The sequence below is a fragment of the Nonomuraea composti genome, assembly GCF_012034275.1.
GTDB lineage: Bacteria > Actinomycetota > Actinomycetes > Streptosporangiales > Streptosporangiaceae > Nonomuraea > Nonomuraea composti.
In genome coordinates this window covers 76,156-98,139 of the sequence record NZ_JAATEP010000033.1, presented here as the reverse complement: position 1 = coordinate 98,139, position 21,984 = coordinate 76,156, and the positions used below count along the sequence as shown (strand labels likewise).

General features: G+C 74.0%; 20 protein-coding genes. 4 read left to right on the top strand and 16 right to left on the bottom strand.

What is annotated here, in order from left to right; genetic code table 11:
• The first annotated feature begins 53 nt into the window (after positions 1 to 53).
• Positions 54 to 2,303: an MMPL family transporter gene (locus tag HCN51_RS36930; protein WP_168016242.1), complete on the top strand. Its 2,250-nt coding sequence runs from the start codon at positions 54 to 56 to the stop codon at positions 2,301 to 2,303.
• Here HCN51_RS36930 and HCN51_RS36925 read toward each other — a convergent pair.
• From HCN51_RS36925 to HCN51_RS36895, 7 genes are read right to left on the bottom strand one after another with little or no spacing between them, the layout of a single operon-like run.
• Positions 2,281 to 3,219, bottom strand: a complete 939-nt coding sequence (locus tag HCN51_RS36925) for an alpha/beta fold hydrolase (protein ID WP_168016240.1) — start codon at positions 3,217 to 3,219, stop codon at positions 2,281 to 2,283. The two genes, HCN51_RS36930 and HCN51_RS36925, sit on opposite strands and share 23 nt — an antisense overlap.
• Positions 3,219 to 4,283, bottom strand: a complete 1,065-nt coding sequence (locus tag HCN51_RS36920) for an NAD-dependent epimerase/dehydratase family protein (RefSeq protein ID WP_168016238.1) — start codon at positions 4,281 to 4,283, stop codon at positions 3,219 to 3,221. Before HCN51_RS36920 ends, HCN51_RS36925 begins: the two co-directional genes overlap by 1 nt.
• On the bottom strand, positions 4,280 to 5,899 hold the full coding sequence (locus HCN51_RS36915; protein WP_168016236.1) for a fatty acid CoA ligase family protein: 1,620 nt from the start codon (positions 5,897 to 5,899) through the stop codon (positions 4,280 to 4,282). Before HCN51_RS36915 ends, HCN51_RS36920 begins: the two co-directional genes overlap by 4 nt.
• Positions 5,900 to 5,943: 44 nt before the next feature.
• Positions 5,944 to 6,405, bottom strand: coding sequence for a hypothetical protein (locus tag HCN51_RS36910; protein WP_168016234.1), 462 nt, complete (start codon positions 6,403 to 6,405; stop codon positions 5,944 to 5,946).
• A 57-nt stretch (positions 6,406 to 6,462) separates the two neighbouring features.
• A complete protein-coding gene (locus HCN51_RS36905; protein ID WP_168016232.1) occupies positions 6,463 to 7,716 on the bottom strand; it encodes a beta-ketoacyl-ACP synthase II in 1,254 nt (417 codons plus the stop codon).
• The gene (locus HCN51_RS36900) at positions 7,713 to 7,964 is read right to left on the bottom strand and encodes an acyl carrier protein (RefSeq protein WP_168016230.1); all 252 of its coding nucleotides are present in this window, start codon (positions 7,962 to 7,964) and stop codon (positions 7,713 to 7,715) included. The genes HCN51_RS36905 and HCN51_RS36900 overlap by 4 nt, the downstream gene beginning before the upstream one ends.
• A 38-nt stretch (positions 7,965 to 8,002) precedes the next feature.
• Positions 8,003 to 8,167 (bottom strand): hypothetical protein, encoded by a 165-nt coding sequence (locus HCN51_RS36895; protein ID WP_155127798.1) that lies wholly within the window; start codon positions 8,165 to 8,167, stop codon positions 8,003 to 8,005.
• A 20-nt stretch (positions 8,168 to 8,187) separates the two neighbouring features.
• On the opposite strand from HCN51_RS36895, the gene HCN51_RS36890 reads away from it, so the two are divergent.
• Positions 8,188 to 8,838, top strand: a complete 651-nt coding sequence (locus HCN51_RS36890; RefSeq protein WP_168016228.1) for a hypothetical protein — start codon at positions 8,188 to 8,190, stop codon at positions 8,836 to 8,838.
• Here HCN51_RS36890 and HCN51_RS36885 read toward each other — a convergent pair.
• Complete coding sequence (locus HCN51_RS36885; protein WP_168016226.1) at positions 8,828 to 9,562, bottom strand: methyltransferase; 735 nt, start codon at positions 9,560 to 9,562, stop codon at positions 8,828 to 8,830. The genes HCN51_RS36890 and HCN51_RS36885 overlap by 11 nt on opposite strands.
• A gap of 73 nt (positions 9,563 to 9,635) precedes the next feature.
• On the bottom strand, positions 9,636 to 10,121 hold the full coding sequence (locus tag HCN51_RS36880) for a hypothetical protein (protein ID WP_168016224.1): 486 nt from the start codon (positions 10,119 to 10,121) through the stop codon (positions 9,636 to 9,638).
• A gap of 262 nt (positions 10,122 to 10,383) precedes the next feature.
• Here HCN51_RS36880 and HCN51_RS36875 point away from each other — a divergent pair, with 262 nt between their 5' ends.
• Complete coding sequence (locus HCN51_RS36875) at positions 10,384 to 11,241, top strand: oxidoreductase (protein ID WP_168016222.1); 858 nt, start codon at positions 10,384 to 10,386, stop codon at positions 11,239 to 11,241.
• A gap of 21 nt (positions 11,242 to 11,262) precedes the next feature.
• Here the strand turns inward: HCN51_RS36875 and HCN51_RS36870 are convergent, their stop codons facing one another.
• From HCN51_RS36870 to HCN51_RS61685, 7 genes are all read right to left on the bottom strand, one after another.
• The gene (locus HCN51_RS36870; protein ID WP_168016220.1) at positions 11,263 to 12,093 is read right to left on the bottom strand and encodes a carbohydrate deacetylase; all 831 of its coding nucleotides are present in this window, start codon (positions 12,091 to 12,093) and stop codon (positions 11,263 to 11,265) included.
• Positions 12,090 to 13,457: an MFS transporter gene (locus HCN51_RS36865; RefSeq protein WP_346433923.1), complete on the bottom strand. Its 1,368-nt coding sequence runs from the start codon at positions 13,455 to 13,457 to the stop codon at positions 12,090 to 12,092. The genes HCN51_RS36870 and HCN51_RS36865 overlap by 4 nt, the downstream gene beginning before the upstream one ends.
• Positions 13,458 to 13,568: 111 nt before the next feature.
• The gene (locus HCN51_RS36860; protein WP_168016218.1) at positions 13,569 to 17,378 is read right to left on the bottom strand and encodes a type I polyketide synthase; all 3,810 of its coding nucleotides are present in this window, start codon (positions 17,376 to 17,378) and stop codon (positions 13,569 to 13,571) included.
• A gap of 22 nt (positions 17,379 to 17,400) precedes the next feature.
• Positions 17,401 to 18,444, bottom strand: a complete 1,044-nt coding sequence (locus HCN51_RS36855; protein WP_168016216.1) for a ketoacyl-ACP synthase III family protein — start codon at positions 18,442 to 18,444, stop codon at positions 17,401 to 17,403.
• 17 nt (positions 18,445 to 18,461) lie between these two features.
• On the bottom strand, positions 18,462 to 18,713 hold the full coding sequence (locus HCN51_RS36850) for an acyl carrier protein (protein ID WP_168016214.1): 252 nt from the start codon (positions 18,711 to 18,713) through the stop codon (positions 18,462 to 18,464).
• The gene (locus HCN51_RS36845; RefSeq protein WP_346433922.1) at positions 18,710 to 19,762 is read right to left on the bottom strand and encodes a ketoacyl-ACP synthase III family protein; all 1,053 of its coding nucleotides are present in this window, start codon (positions 19,760 to 19,762) and stop codon (positions 18,710 to 18,712) included. The genes HCN51_RS36850 and HCN51_RS36845 overlap by 4 nt, the downstream gene beginning before the upstream one ends.
• A gap of 324 nt (positions 19,763 to 20,086) precedes the next feature.
• Positions 20,087 to 21,409: a cellulose binding domain-containing protein gene (locus tag HCN51_RS61685; protein ID WP_168016212.1), complete on the bottom strand. Its 1,323-nt coding sequence runs from the start codon at positions 21,407 to 21,409 to the stop codon at positions 20,087 to 20,089.
• A 292-nt stretch (positions 21,410 to 21,701) separates the two neighbouring features.
• Here HCN51_RS61685 and HCN51_RS36835 point away from each other — a divergent pair, with 292 nt between their 5' ends.
• Positions 21,702 to 21,920, top strand: coding sequence for a hypothetical protein (locus tag HCN51_RS36835; RefSeq protein ID WP_080039919.1), 219 nt, complete (start codon positions 21,702 to 21,704; stop codon positions 21,918 to 21,920).
• The last annotated feature ends 64 nt before the right edge of the window (positions 21,921 to 21,984 follow it).

Genomic DNA, 21,984 nt, shown 5'->3' with positions numbered 1-21,984 from the left:
TCTCGTCGCGAACCGGGTCGCGAGCGGGCGCCCCGAAGCCGTAGGAGGACCTCGTGCGCGTCAGTGCTCGTCGTGACACCGTGACGGCCGGCCTCTCCCCCGCCGGGCCGCGCGCCTGGCAGGACGGCCTCGCCGGCGGCTCCGGCCTGCTCGACCGGCTGGGCCGGTGGGCGGCCGGGCCGGGCGGGCGGCTGATCATCGCGGTGTGGCTGCTCCTGGCGGGCGGGGCGGCGCTGCTGCTGCCCGGCCTCACGCAGCGGCTCGCCCCGCCCTCCCTGGAGGTGCCCGGCTCGCCGTCCGCGGCCGCCGCGGCGGTGGTCGCGCGCGGGTTTCCCGAGCTGGGGAGCGAGCAGGTGATGCTGGCGTTCGGCTCTCCGACACTGAACGCGGACGACCCCCGCTACCAGCGGGCCATCGCCGCGACCGTGGAGGCCCTGGCCGCCCGGCCGGACGTCGGCGCGATGCTGCCCCTGCCGGAGAGCGGTGGCCGGCGTCCCCGGCACGCGTATGTGCTGGCGGGCGTGCACGGTGACGAGCTGGCCCGGCAGCGGAACCTGCCGGCCCAGCTCGCGACCGCGCGGCAGGCCGCGCAGGAGGCGTCGGCGGGGGCGGTCACCGTGACGATCCTGGGCGTCAGCCGGGCCTTCGCCCAGCTCGCGCACGCCGACCTGGCCGATCTGCGGTCGATGGAGGCCATGACCGTCCCGGTGGCGGCGCTGCTGCTGGTGCTCGGGCTCGGCGCGGTGGGCGCGGCGGCGGTGCCGCTGGTGGTCGGGGGCGCGGCGATCCTGACGGGTATGGGCGCGCTCGCGGTGGCGGCCGCGCTGGCGCCCGTCGACTCGACCATGCTGACCTACACCGTCACCATGTCGCTGGGGCTGGGGCTCGACTACGCGCTGCTCATCCTGCTGCGTTACCGCCAGGCCCGGCGCGCCGGCCTGGCGCCCGCGATCGCCGCCGGGCGGGCCGCCGCCACCGCGGGCAGCACCGTCACCTGGTGCGCCGCCGCCATCGCCGTCACGTCCTGCCCGCTGCTGGTCGTCGGTGTGCCGTGGGCGCACTCGCTGGCGCTGGCCGGGATGCTGGCCGCGTTCGTCACGCTGGCGGCGGCGCTGACGCTGGGGCCGGCGCTGCTGTCCCGGCTGGATCACCGGCTGGAGTGGGGCACGCTGCCCTGGCACCGGCCCGGCCGTGGCACCGTGCCGTGGCGAGCTGCCCGCTCGTGGCGAGGTGCCGCCCCGAAGTGGCGTGCGGAGGCGTGGCGGGGCGGCGGGCGGGCCGGGTGGGTGCGGGGGGCCGAGCGGATGATGCGCAGGCCAGGACGGTACGCCCTCGCCGCCGTGGCCGTGCTGGCGCTGGCCGCGTTGCCGGTGCTGCACCTGCGGATGGGGCTGCACTACGACCGGCCGGCGCTCGCGGGCACCGACATCGGCGCCGGGCTGGCCGGGCTGGAGGGGGACGGCGTGGCGGGGCTGACGACCGTCGCCCTGCCGCATCCCGGCCGGGCCACGCCCGTGGACACGTTCGCGTTCCAGCAGGCCCTGAAGGCCGACCCAAGAGTCACGATGGCGACCGTCCTGGACAACGGCAGGGACCTGACCGTGATGCTGGTCGCCGACCGCTGCCCGCCGGACGGCGCGGCGGCGGCCGGCTTCCAGCGGGACCTGCACGCGCTGGCCGCCCGGCTGCTTCCGGCCGGTCAGCCGGTGCTGGCCGTCGGGCCCGCGGCGCGGCTCGGCGACCTGGCCGCGGGCGCGGTGAACGGACTCTGGCAGGTGCTGGCGGTGGTGCTGCTGGCGTCGTTCGTGCTGCTGATGGTCACGTTCAGAAGTCTCCTGATCCCGGTCAAGGCGGTCGCCATGAACGTGCTGTGCGTCTGCGCCGCCTTCGGCCTGCTCACCGTCGTCTTCCAGGATCTGGGCGGCGCGGGCGCCGACATCAACGCGTTGCTGCCGTTGATCGTGTTCACCATCGTGTTCGGGCTGTCGCTCGACTACGAGGTCTTCCTCGTGCACCGCATCGCCGAGCACTACCGCCGCAGCGGCGACAACACCGCCGCCGTCCTGCACGGGCTGCGGCACACGGCGCGGCCCATCACGCTGGCCGCCGCGATCATGGCCGTCACGTTCGGCGGGCTGATGCTGACCCGGCGGCTGGACTTCCAGCAGGGCGGGTTCGCGGTGGCGGCGGCGATCGTGCTGGACGCCACGATCATCCGGATGGTGCTCGTCCCCAGCCTGATGCGGCTGCTGGGGCGGGGCAACTGGTGGCTGCCCCGGCTCAGCCTCTCAAGAAGGCGGTGATGGCGGGCACGAGCCGGTCGTGCGCGTCCTCCAGCACGTAGTGGCCGGCCCGCGGGTAGACGTGGACCTGGGCGCGGGGCAGGCGGTGCCGCCACTCGCGCAGCATGACCGGGTCGAAGACCGGGTCACGCAGCCCCCAGCCGATCAGCACCGGCCGGTCCGCGAACGCGCCCAGCCCCTCCTCCGCCCGCAGCAGCAGCGGCCAGGACGGATCTGCGGGCCCGAGCGGGATGTCCTGGACGAACCGCCGGACGGCCACCCGGTGCCCCTGCCCGTCGTCCGGCGCCAGGAAGGCCGCCCGCACCTCACCCGGCAGCCGCCCGCGGACCCCGAACGGCGGCAGCGTGGCCAACCGGGCGAAGGCGTGATGGCGCAGGAACAGGCGCTCGCCCAGCCGCGTCTCACGCAGCAGCCAGAACGGCAGCCGCAGCGCCGGGCGTACCCGGGGGCCGTGCGGGTTGGGGAAGGCGGCCGAGTTGAGCACGACCAGCCTGGTTACACGGCCGGGATGGCGGGCGGCCCAGGCCAGGCCGATGGGGCCGCCCCAGTCGTGCACGACGAGCGTCCAGCCGCGCTCGGGGGCGGCCCGCTCGGCGATGAGGTGGTCGGTGAGCGCGTCGAGGTCGTCCACGCGGGAGGCCAGGGTGAAGGGGTAGCGGTCCTGGGCGGGTTTGTCCGACCGGCCCATACCGAGGTGGTCGGGCGCGACGCAGCGGTGCTCGCCGCGCAACGCCGTGATCAGCCGGCGCCACAGGTAGCTCCACGACGGGTTGCCGTGGAGCATGAGCACGGGCGCGCCGGCCGGGTCGCCCTCGTCCAGGTAGTGACGGCGCAGGCCGTCGTGGACGAACCAGCGCGAGTCGAAGGGGTAGCCGGGCAGGCGCGTGCCGCCACCGGGGCGGAGGTGTCCGGACATCAGGACCTCAGCGCGCCGACGGCCGTGCGGGACGGTGATCCGGGGGCGTGTCCCAGGGCTCCGGGCGTGCGTCCTGGGGTGCCGGACAGGTGGGCGGTGAGCCTGGCCAGGCCCTCCGCCGTGCTGACGCGCGGCTCGTACCCCAGGTCGCGGCGGGCGGCCGTCAGGTCGAACCAGTGCGAGGTCGTCGCCTGGACGGCGGCCAGCCGGGTGAGCGGCGGCTCCGACCGTACGGCGGCGAGCCGGTAGGCGTGCTCGACGGCCACGGCCGTGGCGCGGGCGAGGCGGGCCGGGACGAGCCGCGTCACCGGCGGCGCACCGGCGGCGGCCAGCAGGGCGTTGACCCAGGAGACGGCCGGGGCGGGCGCGTCCTGGGTGATGAAGTAGGCGCGGCCGGCGGCGGGCGAGCCGGGAGTGAGCGCGTCCAGGGCCAGCAGGTGGGCCTCGGCGGCGTTGTCCACGTACACCGTGTCGATGCGTTTGCCGGGCGCGCGCGGCAGGATCAGCCGGCCGCGGCGGGCCGCCGCGACGAGGCGCGGCAGGAAGTGCGGGTCGCCGGGCCCCCAGATGAGGTGCGGGCGCAGCGCGACGGTGGCGAGCCGGTCGCCGTTCGCGGCCAGGACGAGCCGCTCGGCGATCGCCTTGCTGGCCGGGTAGGAGGCCAGGAAGCGGCGGGCGTAGGGGGCCGACTCGTCCACGCCCTCCAGGTCGCGGCCGTCGTGCACGACGCTCGGCGAGGAGGTGTGCACCAGGCGGGGGACGCCGGCGCGCAGGCAGGCGTCGATCACGTTCGCGGTGCCGGCCACGTTGATCGAGCGGTAGGCGCGGGCCGGCCCCCACACGCCGGCCAGGGCGGCGCAGTGCACGACGGCCTCGCGGCCCGCCACGGCGGCCCGTACGGCATCCGGGTCGCGCACGTCGGCGGTGTGCTGGACGACGCCGAGCGCGGCCAGCTCCGGGTAGTGGCGGCGGTTGAGGGCCGAGACGTGGTCGCCGCGTGCGGCCAGCAGCCGGCACACGGCCTGGCCGAGGAACCCGCCGCCGCCGGTCACCAGGACCTTCACCGCTCCTCCCGGCCCAGTCGGCGGGCCGCCCAATCGGCGAGGAAGGGGCGGCGGATCTTGCTGGCGTGCCGGACGTCCATCGGGAAGCCCCGGTGCGGCAGCACCTCCGCGATGCCGGCGAGGGTGATGGCGCGGGCTCGGACGCGTTCGACGAGGTCGCGGCGCTCGCGGCGGGAAGTGCCCGGCTCGCACTCCACGCAGAGGACCGGACGCTGGCCGCCCGGCGGGCCCACGCCCACCAGGGCGCTGCGCCGCACGCCCGGCAGCGCGTCGATGATCGGCTCCACCTGGTCGGTGTAGAGGTCGCCGCCGGCGGTGCGGACGCGCTCGCTCTTGCGCCCGGCGAACCACAGCCGCCCCTGCTCGTCCTGCCACCCGAGGTCGCCCATGCGGTGCACCGGCTCACCGTGGTCGTCGATGCGGGCCAGGGCGCTCTCGTGCGGGCGGGCGAGGTAGGGGTCGCTGACCGCGGGGCCGGCCACGGTGATCTCGCCGACGGTGCCGGGCGGCACCATCAGGTCGTCCGACCAGTGCGGGATCGGCTCGTCGGTGACGCGGATGACGCGGACCACGTTCCCCGGCAGGACGGAGCCCAGGCAGGTGCCGGCGCCGCGGGCGGTGGCCGGCGCGGTGGCGGTGAGCTCGGCGTCGTCCGCCATGCTGACGAGCAGGCATTCGGTCGCGCCGTACACCGAGCGCACGTCCGCGTGCGCGGGCAGGCACCGCCGGGCGCGGTCCAGCACCGGGTACGGCAGCGGCGCGCCGGCGGTGAGCACGATCTCGACGCTGTCCAGCACCTGGCCGTGGCGCAGGCAGTGGCGGGCGAGCCGGTCCAGCAGGGCGGGCGCGGCGAACAGGCCGCGCACGCCGTTCGTGGTGATGGAGCGGGCCATGGCGGCCGGGTCGGTGCGGTCCGGGCGGCGCAGGTCGAGCCGCGGGATGACGGCGGCGCACCCCATCGACGGCGCCGCCACCGCGAACGGCAGGAACGTCGAGTACACGGTCGCGCCCGGCTCCAGCGCGCCCAACCGGGCCAGCAGGCCGGTCTGCCCGGTGAGGTGCCGGTGGCGGTAGGGCACCCCCTTCGGCGGGCCGGTCGAGCCGGAGGTGAACGCGATCAGCGCCAGGTCGTCGGCGTCCGGGCCCGCCGCGGCCTGGACGTACGGCGTGCGGGGCCTGGTGAGCCAGAGGGTGCGGGTGGCGAGCGTGACGGTGGTGTGCACGCTGTCGGCCGCCCAGCCCAGCATCGCGCGCGCCAGGTGCGCGCGCGGCACCCCGATGAACGCCCCCGGGGCCGCCTCCGCGAGGCACGCGCCGATGGCCCGCGCGCCGAGCCCCGGATCGATCAGGACGGGTACGGCCCGCAGCCGCAGCAGGGCCAGGACCACGGCCACCAGCTCCCGGCCGGGCGGGATCATCACGGCGGCCCGCGTCCCCGCCGTCAGCCCCGCCCGCGACAACCTGCTCGCGGCCCGGGTGATGAGCTCGTCGAGCCGGGCGTACGTCAGCGTCTCGGGACGGCGGCGGCGCCGGTCCACGTGGCAGGCGACCGTGCCCGGGTGGGCGCGGGCCCAGTGCTCGGTCATGGCCACGACGTCGAAGAGCGGGGTGGTCACACCGCATCACCTTCCACAGCTCGAAAGGAGCGACTCGCGCGGGCTCAGCAGGAGGCGGCCTCCAGGACGCGGACGTCCCTGGGCAGCTCGAAGCCGAGGAACCTCGGCGCGGGCCCCGCCGCTCCCTGGGCCTGGGTGCCCGGGGCCGGCTCGGACGTCCCGGCCCCGGGCACCGCACCAGGCGCCGCTCCGGAGGTCGTGCCGCTCGCCGCCGTCGTGCCGGGCCCCGTGCCAGGCGCCATGCCGGTCGTCGCCGCGCCCGCCGCCGCGCTCGCCGTCGCGGCCGGCGCCGTGCTGCTCGCGGAGGCCGCTCCCGTCGCGGAGCTCGGCGCGAAGAAATTCGTGACGGCCTGGGCCAGCGACTGCACGGGCACGGTGACGCACACCCGGTCCGGGCCGGCGGCCGAGGGAATGAGGCCGGGAGTGTCGTCGGCGGCGGCCGGGCCGGTGGGCGCGCAGGCGATCAGGGCGGCGGCGAGCAGGCCGGCGGTGGCGGAGATACGCACGATGAGTCCTTCGTCAAGGTGTCGGAAATCAAGGTGTCGGAAAGCGGATGGCGAGAGTCAGTGCGGCGAGAAGACGAGCGTGGCGTTGTGGCCGCCGAAGCCGAACGAGTTGGACATCACCGGCCCCGGCGGCATGGGCCGGACCCGGCTGACGACGTCGACGTCGCACCGAGGGTCCAGGTGGTCGAGGTTGGCGGTGGGCGGGATGACCCGTTCGTTCAGCGCGAGGACGGCGGCGACCGCCTCGATGGCGCCGGCGCCGGCGATGGCGTGCCCGGTGACGCCCTTGATGGAGGTGACGGGCACCCGGGCGGGGCCGAACACCTCGTTGATCGCCTGGGCTTCGGCCACGTCGTTGAGCGGCGTGCCGGTGCCGTGCGCGTTGACGTGCGCGATCTCGTACGGTGCCAGGCGGGCGTCGGCCAGCGCGGCGCGCATGCAGCGGGCGGCGCCCTCGCCGTGCGGCGGCGGCGCGGTGAGGTGGTGGGCGTCGGAGGTGGAGGCGTAGCCGGTGAGCTCGGCGTAGATGCGGGCGTCGCGGCGCAGGGCGTGGTCGAGGTTCTCCAGGATGAGGAAGGCGGCGCCCTCGGCCAGGACGAACCCGTCGCGGTCGCGGTCGAAGGGCCGGCTGGCGCGTTCTGGCGCGTCGTTGCGCTGCGACAGGGCCTGGCAGCGGTGGAAGGCGAGCAGCACGGTCGGCGTGACGCAGGCGTCCGCGCCGCCGGCGATGACCAGGTCGGCGGAGCCGTCGCGGACGAGGCGGGCCGCCTCGCCGATGGCGTGGGAGCCGGAGGCGCAGGCCGTCTCGACCGACAGGCTGGGGCCCTGGACGCGGTGCTGGATGCCGATCGCGGCCGCCGCCGAATTGTGCATGATCATCGGCACGTGGAGGGGGCCGGGGTTGCCGCGTTCGGGGTGCCGGCCGGCGAGCATGACCGCCTCGTCGGACATCCTGCCGCCGAAGCCGGTGCCGGTCACCACTCCTCGCCGGTGCGGCGGGGTCCCGGTGGGGCCGTCGAGGTGGGAGGCGTCGGGGAAGGCGTCCGTCAGGGCGTCGGTGGCGGCGCACAGCGCGAGCTGGGCCACCCGGTCGAGCCGCGACGCCTGCTTGGGCGTCAGGTACGCCGAGGTGTCGAAGCCGGTGATCTGGCAGGCGAACCCGACGCCGAGCCCCTCGGTGTCGAACGAGGTGATCGGACGGGCGGTGGAGCGGCCGGCGAGCAGCGCGTTCCACAGCTCCTTGGGGTGGGCGCCGGCCGGGGTCCGGACGCCCAGCCCGGTCACCGCGACGCGGGCGCGCGAACGGTTCACGCCGGCTCGCTCAGCAGCAGCAGGCGGGCCTTGGCGAGCACGTCCCCGACGGTCCGTACGTCGGCGAGGGTCTCGCGGGGCAGCGGGCCCCACGTGTCCTCCAGGGCGACGTGGAGCTCGGCCAGGTCGAGGCTGTCGGCGTCCAGGTCCTCGCGCAGCAGCGCGTCCTCGGTGACCCGGGCCGGATCGACCTTCAAGATCTTCGCGCAGCGCTCGCGCACCACGGTCACGATGTCTTCGTCGCTCACAGCGAGCTCCTTCCTCCGAGACGTCGTCAGCGCTCGTGTCACCCAGCGTCGCCGATAGGGCGATAGATGATCTCTTGTGGCACGTCGTCCGCCGTTAAGGAGTTGATCAAGTTTTGCCGGGACGCGGTTCGCCCGGGCCGCCGCAGATCATGCTCGGTTCTGTCGTGGGCGCGCCTGAGCAGGATCAGCAGCGCGCCGATCACGGCCAGTACGAGGAGATGACATGCCCGTTCACCCGCTCATGCCCGCACGCCCGCTCATGCCCGCACGCCTGCCCATGCCCGTCCGCCCGCTCACGGCCGCTCGCCCGCTGATGACCGCCCGCCCGCTGGTGGCCGCGGCCGTCGCGGTGGTGATGACCGCCGTCCCCGCCCCCGCCTCCGCTTCCACTTCTGGGGTGACCGTGCAGCAGACGCTGCTCACCTGCCAGGTGTCCACCACCTCGGAGCGCCCGATCACGTTCACCCCGCCGGTCAAGCTGATGCCCCGCACCGTGACGGCCCAGGCCGGCATCGTGCTGACCGGCTGCACCTCGTCCACGCCGGCGGCGGCCAACCTGCGCACGGGCGTGATGTCCGTGCGCAGCACCGGCCGCGCCTCGTGCGCCGGCGTGCGGGACGTGCACGGCAAGGGCACCATCACCTGGTACGGCGCGGACGGCACCCGCACGGGCGTGTCCACCGTGCGGCCGTCGGTGCAGAAGGTGGCCGGTTACAACCCCGGCGACATGCTGCTCGGCGGGCGGGTCACCAAGGGGGCGCTGGCCGGGGCGAACGTGGTCGGCACCGCCACGCCCACCTCCGACGTCAGCGTCTGCGCCACCAAGGGGCTCGGCGCCGTCCACGGCACCGGCAAGATCACCTTCATTTCCTGACGTACGCGCGCTCGATGAAGGGGCGCTCGCACAGGTGGTAGAAGAGGTAGATGCCGAGCTGGAAGGCCGCCGCCACGGCCAGGCCCTCCAGCGAGTGCGACCACAGCGCCCACCCGTAGGCGTGCAGGTTGCCGGCCCCGTACATGGGGTTGCGCAGGTGGCGGTAGGGGCCGGCGACGACCAGCTCGCTCGTGTCCCCGAGCAGGCGGCCCATGAACATGTCCCGGCAGTAGTACGTGTCCAGGCCGGCCGTGCGGGCCGCCCACAGTTTGTAGAACGTGCCCACCGCCATGAGGGCCGCCCCGGCGGCGTACGCGGCCCAGGACGGGACGGCGGCGGGCAGGCTGTCACCGTAGGCGTGGATGACGACGGCCTGCGCGAAGCCCTGGTTCATGAACAGCACGCCCAGGGCGACCTCGTACAGGCCGTAGGCGCGGTCCTCGCCGAAGCGGGCGATGAGGGCCGTGCGGCCGGGGCCGCCCAGGGTCAGGCTCAGGCCGCCGTAGTACAGCACCCAGACCGTCGCGGCGTAGGCGGTCGCGACCGCCGGGGTCGTCAGGACGGGGGTGAGCAAGTAGTACAGGGCGGCCGTCAGGACGAACAGGAGCAGGCGGGCCGGGCGGTGGCGGGTGCCACGGTCCAGCCGCAGGCCGGAGATGCCGAGCAGGATGACGGGCCACCGCCAGGCGGTGGTCCGCGCGGCGGCGGCGGTGATGGTGTGCATGTGCGGGTCTTTTCCGTTCACTGGACGGACAGTGACTCTATCGTGACTCACCGTGGCGCTCGGGCGCCGGCCTTCAGCAGGGGGCGGCCTGGAGGACGAGCACGCTCTGGGGCAGGGCGGGCCCGGCCGCCGCACCTGTGGCGGCGGCGTTCGGCGCAGTGCCACTCGTGGAGGCCGTGCTCGTGGAGGCCGTGCTCGTGGAGGCGGTGCTCGCGGCAGCCGTGCTCGCGGCAGCCGTGCTCGCGGCAGCCGTGCTCGCGGCAGCCGTGCTCGCGGCGGCCGTGCTCGCGGCGGCCGTGCTGGCGGCGGCGGCGAAGCTCGCGACGAAGGAGTTGAAGGCCTGCGCCATCGCGCCCACCGGGACAGTGATGCAGAACTTTCCCGGGTCGCCTCCGGGCGCGCCGGCCTCCGGGACGGCCACGTCGCTCAGGTCGGTCAGGTCGCTCAGGTCGTTCAGGTCGGTCAGGTCGGTCGGGTCAGCCAGGTCGGGGACATCGGCGGCGGCGGGGCCGGCGAGCAGGACGGCGCCGAGAGCGACGGCGAGGACGCGGATGCGCACAATGACTCCTTGGTCGGTACGGCGACAGATCAGAGGGGTCTGTCACCCAGCGTCGCCGATGCGGCAATAGATGATCACTTGTGACGCCACGTGCCCCGTTAAGGAATTGATCAAGTTTGCACCGATGAGTTCTGGTGCCCGTCGTCGGCCGCTTCACCGACCCGGAGGGCAACCTGATCGGCGTGAGCGGCACGCCCGCCCCGTGGCCGCCGTCGTGTCACCCCGTGTCCAGGACCCTCCCCAGGGTCTACGGTGGAGGGTCGTGACGACTGAACGATGGGCTTTGGGCGGCGACCTGAGCGTCGCGCGGGTCGGCTACGGCGCGATGAAGCTGACCGGCTGGCCACGGGGCGACCGGCCCGACCGCGAGACGGCCCTGGCCGTGCTGCGCCGGGCCGTGGAGCTGGGCGTGAACCACATCGACACCTCGCACTACTACGCGCGCGACGGGGTGGCGGCCAACGAGCTGATCAGGCAGGCGCTGCACCCGTACCCGGACGATCTGGTGATCGTGACGAAGGTGGGCGCGCTGGTGGAGGGCGCCGACATCGGGCTGCCCGCCTCGGAGAAGAGGGGCCTGACCCCCGACGGCCTGCGCCGCGGCGTCGAGGCGAACCTGCGCTCGCTGGGCGTGGACCGCCTCGACGTGGTGAACCTGCGGATGGGCGATCTCGACCGCGGCGAGACCTCCCTGGCCGGGCCGCTGGAGACCCTGCTCGCGCTGCGCGAGGAGGGCCTGATCCGCCACCTGGGCGTCTCCAACGTGACGGCCGCCGAGTTCGCCGAGGCCCGCGAGATCGCGCCGATCGCCTGCGTCCAGAACCTGTACAACGTGGCCTGCCGCGACGACGACCCGCTCGTGGACGCCTGCGCGCAAGCCGGGATCGCCTACGTGCCGTTCTTCCCGGACGGCGGCTTCCAGCCGGTCACGGCCGAGCGCCTGGATGCGGTCGCCGCCCGGCACGGCGCGACCGTGCCGCAGGTGGCGCTGGCCTGGCTGCTGGCCAGGTCCCCGAACATCCTGCTCATCCCGGGCACCGGCTCGCTGAGCCACCTGGAGGAGAACGTGGCCGCCGCCGCCCTGAAGCTGAGCGAGGACGACCTGGCCGAACTCGGCTGAGCGAAGGGCTCGGCGCCCTGTTCAGTGCCACCAGCCCGCGACGACCTCGATGTCCTCGCCGTCGAGGGCCTTGTGCCAGACGGGGTCGCGCAGCAGCCGCGTCTCCCACGTCCGCACGACCCCGTCGGGGCCTGTGACGGCGTCCTCGCGGGACGGGTGGAGGAACAGCTCGCTGGTGCCCTCGGGCAGGGCGGCGAGGCGGCGGAGGTAGTCGTCGCGCAGCCGCTCGTAGCCGCCGAGGTCGCGGGCCGTGCGCCGGTTGGTCGCGATCGTGCGCGGGATGGGCACGCCGAGGGCGTCGGCGTGCGCGACGGCGCGTTCGTGGGCGGCGGCGAGCGGGGGCGGGAGTGGCCCGCCGAAGTACGGCTCCGGGTCGCGGGGCAGGCGGAAGGCCAAGCCGTGGCGGGCGCACCAGCCGAGCGTCTCGGCCAGCCACGACCTGCCGTGCAGGCCGTACAGGGTGCCGGCGTGGGAGTCGGCCGCCTCGGGGGCCAGGTCGTGCGCGCGCATCCAGCGGAGCTGCGCGTCCGCCTCCGCGATGACGTCCGCGGCCTGGCCGCGGGCGCCGAGCACGAACGGGTCGTCGGTGAGCATCCCGTCGGGATCGGTGAGCGTGGCCCCTGGGGTGAGGGGACGCCAGCGCGGCAGGCCGCCCTCGCTGGTGAGCGTCACGTGCAGCCGTGGAACGACGCCCGTCCGGCGCACCTGGGCGGCGGCCCGCTCCGCTTCCGGGGAGACACAGATGAGCGTCGTGGCGGAGATGTGCCCTTCGGCGAGCAGGGCGACGATGACCTCGGTGGTGCCCGGCTCCCTGCCGAGGTCGTCGGCGGTGATCACGAGCCGGCGGCTCATCGGGGACGCTCCGCCGCGCTCCCGCCGGCCGGTTCGGCGGCCTCGGGCGGGGTCTCGATGGGCACCGTGATGAGGCGGGCCGCGATCGCGCCGATCGCCGTCAGCACGAACGGGTAGCCGCATAGGTACACGCGGAACGCCAGCCCGGGATCGGCGCCGGGGTCGGTGCCCGAGTTGTAGCCGAAGAGCAGGCCGAGCGAGGTGAGCGCGAGGCCGGTCACGACGCCGTTGAGGCGGGAGAAGAAGCCGAACGCGGACAGGAAGAGCCCTTCGCGGTGCTCGCCGTTGCGGGACGCGTCCACGTCCAGGACCCGGGCGACGATGAGGTCGTTGGTGGCGAGCATGCCCGACCAGCCGGCGCCGACGAGCACGCCGGCGGCGATGCCGGTGGCCAGGTCGGTGGCGAGGAACAGGCCGGCGAAGCTGACCGCGAGGACGGCGAAGGCGATCCGCCACGTCCACAGGGCGCCGCGGCGGGCGACGACGCGCGTCCAGGCCACGAGGCCGGCGGCCGAGACGAGGATGACGACGCCCTGGAGGTAGAGGGCGTTCACGACGGGGAGGCCGAGCGAGTAGCGCACGTAGAGCTGGATGCCGGACAGCACGAGCGCCATGGCGATGCCGTAGCAGGCGCCGGTGAGGCCGACCGTCCAGAACAGGGGGTTGCGCACGATCGACCAGACGCTGGGCAGCAGCCGGGGCCGCTCGCGGGTGGCGTAGCGGGGCCTTTCGCGCGCGCTGAGCGCCATGAACACGATCACGGCGAGCGCGACCGCGCCGTAGACGATCGCGGTGGTCTGGAAGCCCTGGGTGGAGCGTTCGGTGCCGAAGACCTCCGTGGTCAGCAGCGGGGTGACGGCGAGGGAGATCACGAGGGCGACGAGCTGGAAGCCCTGGCGCAGGCTGTTGGCGACGGCGCGGTCACGCTCGCGCGGGTACAGCTCGGGCAGCAGCGCGCCGTAGTTCGCGTTCAGCATCGAGTCGAAAGCCTCGCACAGGATCGCGAACACCGCGAACCACAGCACCAGGCCGGCGCCTTCGAGCGACGCCGGCGCGGAGAAGAACGCGATCATGCACGCGGACAGCATCGGCGCGCCGACGAGCAGCCAGGGGCGGCGCCGGCCGAACCGGGTGCGGGTGCGGTCGGACAGGTGGCCGAGCAGCGGGTTGTCGAGGGCGTCGATGATCGCGTAGATCACCATGACGGCGCCGTACGCGCGGACGTCGAGCCCGAGGATGTCGACGTAGTAGAGGATCATCGACCCTTTGATCATGTTGATCGGGATCGAGGTGCCGAACATGCCGATGGCGTAGCGCCACGCGGGAGTCCGCCCCGGGCCGGTCACCGTTGCAGGCTGGGTCACGCGATCACCTTCCGTACGCGGTGGCCACCATCGTCGGACGGTGGCCGTCCTCGCGCCAGTGGTGCGCCCCTTCAGGTGATCGCCCGGCGGCCGGATCTCGTTGCAGGGACGTCACCCGCCGATCGCGGGCTCGGGCTCCGCCGTCACCCCGGCGAGCAGGCCCCCCAGGTGCTCCGCGATCGCCAGGATGGTGGGCTGCTGCCACAGCAGGGTCGCGGGCAGGCGGCAGCCGAAGCGCGTGTCCAGGCGGCGCCGCACCATGACGGTCATCACGGAGTCGAGCCCCTGCTCGACCAGCGGGCGCCGGACGGCCAGGTCGCCGGGGTCCAGCCGCATCACGGCCGCGATCTCCGCGCGGACCTCGGGCAGGACGCGGTCGCGCACGTCGGCGAGCGTCAGGCCGGCGAACGCGCCCACCGGCCCGCGCTGCTCCTCTTCGTCGGGGGCGGGCGCGTCGATGACCGGGTAGCGCAGCCCGGTCAGGTGCCCCACGACGCGGCCGTCCACGTCGGCCAGCAGCGCCCGCACGGTGTCGGGGGCGGCCGGGTCCACGGCGGCGTCGACGACCACGGTGGAGGGCGGCGTCCCGGTCAGCACCACCTCGCCGATGTGCACGACCATGCGCAGCACCGGCTCGCCGGGGAACACGCAGGGCGCCACGGACATCGCCGCGTCCAGCGCCGGCGCCCAGCTCCCCGGCTCCCCAGCGGCGACGGTGTGGACGGTGGCGCGCAGCGCGCCGTCCCCGCCGAGCAGCGTTGCGATCGTCCAGTCGAAGCCCGTCGAGGGCACGCCGACGGCGGCCAGCCGCCGGTGCACGTAGCCGGGGTCGAGGGGGGCGAGCCCTGGGGCGTCCGGCAGCACGTCGGGCTTGACCTGGCGGGGCGCGGCCACGTCCGCGGTGGCGTGCACCAGCCAGGCGGGCTCCGGCTCGCCGGGCGCGGCGGGGGTGCGGGCGGCGAGCCGCACCACCGGGGGCTCGTGCACGACCTGGATCTGCCGGCGTTCGGCGGTCATCAGCGGGTGCGTCATCTCGACGCCGGTGAGCGTGACGTCCTCCCCCTCCTCCCCGGCCGCGCGCAGGAACGTGTTGATGAGGACGGCGGCGGGCACGATCTCGACCCCGTTGAGCGCGTGGCTGCCCGGGTAGGGCCGGTTGGCGTCCTCCAGGCTGGTCCGCCACGCCCTGGTGCGGCTGCCGGCGAGGGCCGTCACGGCGCCGAGCAGGGTGTGGGAGCGCACGTCGTGCCCGCGGTTGCCGTCACCGGCCGGCAGCTCGCGCCAGTGGCGGCGGTGCTGCCAGGCGTACGGCGGCAGGTCGGCCAGGCCGCCGTGCGGCTGGAGCCGGCTCCAGTCCACCGCGACGCCGTGGCAGTGCGCCGTGCCGACGGCGAGGTGGAACGTGGCGCGCTCGGGCTGGTTGCGGCGCAGGGTCGTGCCGACGAACACGTCCTCGAACCCGTGCTCGGACAACGTCTCGGTGAGGGAGTGCGCGACCACGGGGTGCGGGGAGATCTCCAGGAACACGCGGTGGCCGTCCTGAGCCGCGGCGGTGGTCGCCGCGGCGAGCCGCACCGGGTCGCGCAGGTTCGCCGCCCAGTACGCGCCGTCCAGGACGGGCGTCGAGCGGGGGTCGGGCAGCGCCGTCGTGTACATGGGCAGGCGTGGCGCGCCGAGCGCGAGGTCGGCGGTGGCGGCGGCCAGCTCGGCGGCCAGCGGCTCCATCTGCGGGCTGTGGAAGGCGACGTCGGAGGCGACCCGGCGCACCATGATGCCCTCGGCCGGCCAGTCGTTCACGACCTCCTCGACGGCGGCGACGTCGCCGGACAGCACGGTCGAGCCGGGCGCCGACGCGATCGCGGCCACCAGGTCGCTGCGCCCGGCCAGCCGCTCGGCCGCCTCCTCGAAGGACAGGCCGGCCATCACCATGGCGCCCTTGCCCTCGGCCCGGCGCAGCAGCTTGGAGCGGCGGCAGATGAGGCGGGCGCCGTCGGCGACGCTCATCGCGCCGGCCGTCACCGCCGCGGCGAGCTCGCCGACGGAGTGGCCGATGACGGCGGCCGGGGTGACCCCGTGCGCGCTCCACAGCCTGGCCAGGCCGAGCTGCATCACGAAGATCATGGTCTGGACGCGGTCGATCGTGCCGAGGTCCCCGTCGGTGAGGACCTGGCGGGGTGAGAAGCCGATCTCCGCGGCGAAGATCGGCTCCACCTCGTCCACGAGGGCCGCGAACTCCGGCTCGGCCAGCAGCTCCCGCCCCATCCCCCGCCACTGGCAGCCCTGCCCGGAGAAGACCCAGACCGGCCCGGGGCCGGGGTCGGGCAGCACGTCGCCGGTGACGACGGCTTCCGCGGGGGCGTCCTGGGCGAGCCGGCGCAGGTGGGCGACCAGGTCGTCCCGGCCGGCCGCGGCGACGACGGCGCGGCGGGGCAGGTGGGTGCGGCGCAACGCCAGCGTGTGCCCCACCGACACCAGATCGAGCCCCTTGGCGATGTCGTCGGCGGGGTGGTCGGCGAGGTGGTCGGCGAGCCTGCCGGCGTAATCCCGCAGCGCCTGTTCGGAGGAGGCCGACAGCGGGAACAGCCGCTCTCCCGCCTCCTCTCCCATGGGCTCGTCCTGGGCAGGAGGGGCCTGCTCCAGCACGATGTGCGCGACCGTGCCGCCGTACCCGAAGCTGGACACGCCCGCCCGGCGCGGATGCTCACGCGAGGGCCAGGGCGACCGCTCGGTCAGCACGCGCAGGCCGGAGGTCTCCCACGCGACGGCCGGGTTCAGGGTGGTGAGCACGCTCGGCGGGATCTCGCCGCGGTGCAGGGCGAGCACCGCCTTGATGACGCCGGCGATGCCGGCCGCGCCTTCGAGGTGGCCGATGTTCGACTTGACCGAGCCGATGAGGCACGGGTCGCCGGGGGGCCGCGGCGCGCCGTACACGCGGGACAGGGCGCCCGCCTCCAGCGGGTCGCCGAGCCTGGTGCCGGTGCCGTGCGCCTCGACGTAGTCGACCGTGCCCGGCTCGATGCCCGCCTGGCGGCACGCCCTGGCCATGACGTGCTCCTGGGCCTCGCCGCACGGGGCCATGATGCCGTTGGTGTGCCCGTCCTGGTTGACGGCGCTGCCGATGACGAGCGCGAGGACACGGTCGCCGTCGCGCCGGGCGTCGGACAGCCGCTTGAGCACGACCACGCCGCAGCCCTCGCCACGCCCGTAGCCGTCGGCCGCCGCGTCGAACGACTTGGAGCGGCCGTCGGGGGCGAGGGCTCCGGCCGTACCGAGGGTGAGGGTCTGGCCGGGGGTGACGAGCAGGTTGACGCCGCCGGCGAGGGCGACGTCGCTCTCGCCGAGCCGCAGGCTCTGCGCGGCCAGGTGCAGCGCGACCAGCGACGCCGAGCAGGCGGTGTCGATCGCCATGCTGGGGCCGCGCAGGTCGAGGGAGTAGGAGACGCGGTTGGCGACGGCGCAGGTGGCGGCGCCGATGCCGGTCCACGCCTCGATCTGGGGCAGGTCCTCCAGGAGGCGGCCGCCGTAGTCGGCGGTGCAGACCCCGACGAACACGCCGGCGTCGGTGCCGGCCAGCTCGTGCGGCGGCAGGCCGGCGTGCTCCAGCGCCTCCCAGGCGGTCTCCATGAGGATGCGCTGCTGGGGGTCCATCAGCTCGGCCTCGCGGGGCGACAGGCCGAAGAACTCGGCGTCGAAGCCCTCGATGTCGCTCAGGAAGCTGCCGTGCCGCACGGCGTCGCGCAGCGCGGCGGCGTCCTCGGGGCTGCGCTCCTCGTACGCCCGCCAGCGGCCGTCCGGCAGCGGGCCGGTGGTGTTGCGGCCCGCGCACAGCAGGTCCCAGAACTCGTCGGGGGTGTGGACGTCGCCGGGCAGGCGGCATCCGATGCCGATGACCGCCACCGGTTCCACCCGGGCTGCGCGCATGTGCGTTCGTCGTCCCTTCGCTTCAGATCCACTGGGGAGTGTCGGTGATCGTGATGACGGCGCCGGACACGGTCACGCCCGGCCCGGTGCCGAGCATCAGCAGGTGGTCGCCGGGGCGGAGCTGCCCGGTGGCGAGCAGGTGGTCGAGGGAGAGGACCTGGTCGGATGCGCCGCAGTGGCCGATGGTGCGGCCGTAGTCCCACGTCGAGCGGGACATCGGCAGGTCGAGCAGGGCCATGCAGCGCTGCTCGACGATCTCCTCCGAGTAGTTCATGAACGCCACCCTGGTCAGGTCGGCGGCGGCGATCCCGCTCTCGTCCAGCAGGCCCTCGACGACCTCGACGAGCGCCCGCTGGATGTGGAACAGGGCCGCGGTGGCGTCGCCCGACGGCATGACGTCGCGGCGGAACTGCTCGTTGCGGGCCGTGAAGCTCATCCGCCGGCCGACCGTGACGCCCGGCGGGAACAGCGGCTCGCTGCCCCGGTGCAGCTCCTCGGCCTCGGCGACGGTGGTCGTGCGGACCGACAGCAGGCGCGCGAAGCCCTGGTCCCTGGTGAGGACGAGCGCGGCGGCGGCGTCCCCGCCGATGTAGCCGGGGCCCATCCGCCAGCGGTCCATGAGCGGGGTGCCGTAGTTGTCGGCGGCGACCAGCAGCGCGGCCTGCTTGCCGGGCGCGGAATTCAGGTGGCCGGCGGCGAGCTCCAGGGCGATGAACATGCCGTTGCAGCCCTGCCGGATCTCGGTGGCCAGGACGTGCCCGCCGACGAGGTGGCGTTGCAGGTAGGAGTGCGGGGGCCAGCCGTCGGGCCCCTGGTGCCAGGTGGAGGCGTACAGGAGGAGGTCGAGGTCGCCGGGCGCGCGGCCGGCGCGTTTGAGCGCGCCGCGCGCCGCGTGCAGGGCCATCTCCGGCGCCGGCGTCTCGCCGGCCACCGCCGCTCCCGCCAGGTTGTGCAGCTCGGCGTCCTCGGCCGGGTACCAGCCCTTCGCGACGGCCTTCTCGACGCTGACGATCGTCCGGGGCACGAAGGTGCCGACGCCGCTGATGTACGTGTCCGCGTACCGCATGAACGTGTGCTCCCGGCTCAGACGGATTCGAGCTCGCGGACCATCGCCACGATGGTCGCGACGTCCTTGAAGTTGTCCGGGTCGAGCTTGGCGGCGGGGATGGGCACGCCGACGTCCTTGCGCAGGAAGTTCAGCAGCCGCGCCGTGCGCAGGGAGTCGAGCAGGCCGGAGACGAGGAGCGGGGTCGTCTCGTCGACCTTGATGTCGTCGCCGTCCAGGACGAGGTTGTCCTGGATGAAGGTGACGAGCCGCTGCGTCAGCTCGGTCATGCGGGTGATCCTTCCGTGACGGGGGCGGTGGCGAGGATCCTGAACGCCGCCGCGGCGACCGAGGTGCCGGAGCCGAACCCGACCATGAGCAGGTGGTCGCCGGGCACGAGGCCGCCGGTCGCGAGCAGGTGCTCGAAGGCGATGAACTGGTCGACCGCGCCGCAGTGGCCGACGCGCCGGCCGTAGTCCCAGGTCGTCTGCTCCTCCTCGATGCCGAGCCAGGTCATCTGCCCCTCCAGGTCCTCGCGGCGGCCGTGCGGGAACGCCACGCGGGTGATGTCGGCCAGGCCGATCCCGGCCTCGTCCAGGGTCTGCTCGACCTGCTGCATCATCGTCTTCTGGATCGTCAGGTGGATCCCGGTGCCCTGCGCCTTGAGCAGCCGCTGGCGGAACTCCTCGTGCCGGTCGCCGAAGCTCAGCCCCCTGCCGACGGTGGCGTCCGGCGGGAACAGGGGGTAGGCGCCGTCGTTGACCGCGTCGGCCTCGGGGATGACCGTCACGTTCACCGACAGCAGCTCGGCCAGGCCGTAGTCCTTGCCGAGGACGAGCGCGGCGGCGGCGTCGCCGATCAGCGCCCCGGGCGTCATCCGCCAGCGGTCCACCAGCGGGGTGCCGTGGTTGTCGGAGGAGACGACCATGGCGGTGCGGCGGCGCGCGTCGGCGTTCAGGTAGCCGGCCGCCAGCTCCAGCGAGCTGATCATCCCTACGCAGCCGCTGCGGATCTCGAACGCCGGCACGCCGCCGCCGAGGAGGTGCTGCTGCAGGTAGTGCTGGGGCTGCCAGCCGTTCGGGCCCTGGTGCCAGACCGACGGGTAGAGCAGCAGGTCGAGGTCGCGCGGGGAGGACTCGCCCCAGCGGTCGTAGGCGTCGAGGACGGCCAGGCGCGCCATCTCGGGCGCCGGCATGTCGCCGGCCACGGCCGCGCCGAGCTGCTGGAACCGCTCGGCCTCTTCGGCCGGGTACCAGCCCTTCGCGACGGCCTGCTCGACGCTCACGCTCTCGGGCACATGGACGCCCAGGCTCCTGACGAACATGTTGGATGTACGCACACGTCCCCTAACTCGTCGACGATCCCGGACAACGGTCTTCGGGCATGGTAAGGCGGCTCATCCGAAATATTTCGGGCTCCGGGAAATGCCGGAGGCACCCGGCCGGACGACAATGAGAAATGCTGCTGAATAAGCCCGGCGGGCCGTCCCAGGCAAGGATAGGGGCGGCCTGTCGGCGGAGGCAATAAGAGCGTCCACAAATTGCGCCGCGACATTCCGTGAGCGGCATTTGACGGACCGTGGCGCATTTAGGAAATACGCGTTTCCGGTTCCGCGCACCGCCTTTTCCGAATGCAATTCGGGGGGCGGTGCGCGGGGGGCGGGTCAGGCGGGCACCCTCGTGCAGGCGAGGTTGTTGACCTTGAACTGGGCCGGGATGTCGTTCGTCCCGGTGGCGGTCGCCGAGAAGCCGAGACTCTGGCTGGAGCCGGGGCCGATGTAGGAGTTGTGGCCGGCGTCGCGCGCCACCACCTGGGCGCCGGTCTGCGTCACGGTGGCGTTCCAGGCGCTGGTGATCTGCTGGTTGCCCGACCAGGTCCACGTCACGGTCCAGCCGCTGATGGGGGTCGTGCCGGTGTTCCTGATGACCACGCTGCCGTTGAAGGCGCCGTTCCAGACGCCGGTGCTGTAGGTGACCTCGCAGGAGGTGCCCAGCTTGAGCCCGCCGCGCAGGAAGGTCGCGAAGTTGGCCCAGGTGGCGTTGAGCGTGCCGGTCCCGACGGTCTCGCCGCAGCCGGTGGTGGTGCGGACGGTCTCCGTACCGTAGTGGGCGGGGTCCATGATCTGGACCTTCATGTGGTCCGCGCCGGGCACCGAGACGAACGTGCCGGTGCCGCACTGGGCCTTGATCCGGTTGTAGAGCAGGACGCTCTGCCCGTGCGGCACCAGGAAGTCGGCCTGGCCGTGCAGGAACAGCAGCGGCGGGTCGCCCGCGTCCACGTAGGTCATCGGGTTGGCCTGGGCCACCTTGTCCGGGCAGGTCTGGATCGGGCAGCCGACCAGCAGCGACTCCGGGGAGGCGGGCGAGTTGTGGTCCAGGCCGCCGGTCGGCAGGTTCTGCGCGTTCATCTGCAGGAAGTCGGTCGGACTGTAGAAGGCGAGGCCGGCCTGCACGTTGCTGGAGACGCCCGTGGTGCCGACGGTGCCCTCCAGCGCCGTGACGCCGCCGGAGAAGGTGGCCATCTCCGTCAGCCAGCCGCCCGAGGAGTCCCCCATGATGGCGAAGCGGTTCGGGTCGAGCTGGTACGTGGCCGCGTTCGCCCGCAGCCAGCGGATGGCCCCCTTGATGTCGTGCACCTGGGCCGGGAACGTCGCCTGGCCGCTGGAGCGGACGCTGACGCCCGCCACCGCGAAGCCCAGCGGGTTGAAGACGGCCGCGATCTCGTCGGCGCCCTCCTTGCCGTTGTCACTCGTCCACGCCGAGCCGCTGTGCCAGATCAGCAGCGGCCGGGGCGTGATGCCGGTGGACGGCAGGTAGAGGTCCAGAAGGTGCCCCCTGCTGCCGGACGGTTGCGCCGGCGCGTACGCGATATCGGTGATCACCTGCGCGGCGTGCGCCGGCGGCATGGAAGCGGCCGACACGCCTAAGGCGGCCAGCACGGTCATCGCCATGCCGACGATCACGGCCCTGGGGATTCGAGCTTGCATGGTGCGACTCCGGTTGGTCGGATGCTCACCGCTGTCCCGGCGGCCGTCCGCGCCCCCTCCGGTGCCGGGGCAGCCGCGATCCGCACGCCGACTTCAGCGCCGGCGACCTGCTTCGGGTGCCGCGGCTCACATCGATATGGGCGGGGAGACGATATGACAAGCACCGGACGATGGTCAAAGATTTCGTTGCGATTACGGCGGGGAAAGTTCCGACTCTCGTCGTGACAATTCTCCTGGCGCGCTGTGAGTGATATTGTCCAGCCTCAAGATCGCCCCCGTCGCAGGAGGACGAATGCGAAAGTTACGCGCTGTTCTCGTCTCGGCCGTCATGGTCGCCGGAGTGTCGCTCACGATCGGCGCCGCCCCCGCCCACGCCGAACGGCTGGCCGGTGTCTTCAGGGACCACTCGGAGTGCGAGCGGATCGGAGCCTACGGCATCACCCAGGGCTGGTGGGACGACTACTCGTGCCAGTGGGAGGGACGGTACCGCTACTACTTCCTCTACGCCTGACCTTCTGAAACGCCCCCGTGATTCCCCCTCCCCGTCCCGGGTAGCTCCCACCCAGCGAACCCGA

Coding starts and splice junctions, on each gene's coding strand:
- HCN51_RS36870 (WP_168016220.1), bottom strand. CDS start 12,093: ATGAGCCGCCGGCTCGTGATCACCGCCGACGACCTCGGCAGGGAGCCG.
- HCN51_RS61685 (WP_168016212.1), bottom strand. CDS start 21,409: ATGCAAGCTCGAATCCCCAGGGCCGTGATCGTCGGCATGGCGATGACC.
- HCN51_RS36885 (WP_168016226.1), bottom strand. CDS start 9,562: ATGCACACCATCACCGCCGCCGCCGCGCGGACCACCGCCTGGCGGTGG.
- HCN51_RS36850 (WP_168016214.1), bottom strand. CDS start 18,713: ATGACCGAGCTGACGCAGCGGCTCGTCACCTTCATCCAGGACAACCTC.
- HCN51_RS36860 (WP_168016218.1), bottom strand. CDS start 17,378: ATGCGCGCAGCCCGGGTGGAACCGGTGGCGGTCATCGGCATCGGATGC.
- HCN51_RS36890 (WP_168016228.1), top strand. CDS start 8,188: ATGCCCGTTCACCCGCTCATGCCCGCACGCCCGCTCATGCCCGCACGC.
- HCN51_RS36835 (WP_080039919.1), top strand. CDS start 21,702: ATGCGAAAGTTACGCGCTGTTCTCGTCTCGGCCGTCATGGTCGCCGGA.
- HCN51_RS36925 (WP_168016240.1), bottom strand. CDS start 3,219: ATGTCCGGACACCTCCGCCCCGGTGGCGGCACGCGCCTGCCCGGCTAC.
- HCN51_RS36855 (WP_168016216.1), bottom strand. CDS start 18,444: ATGCGGTACGCGGACACGTACATCAGCGGCGTCGGCACCTTCGTGCCC.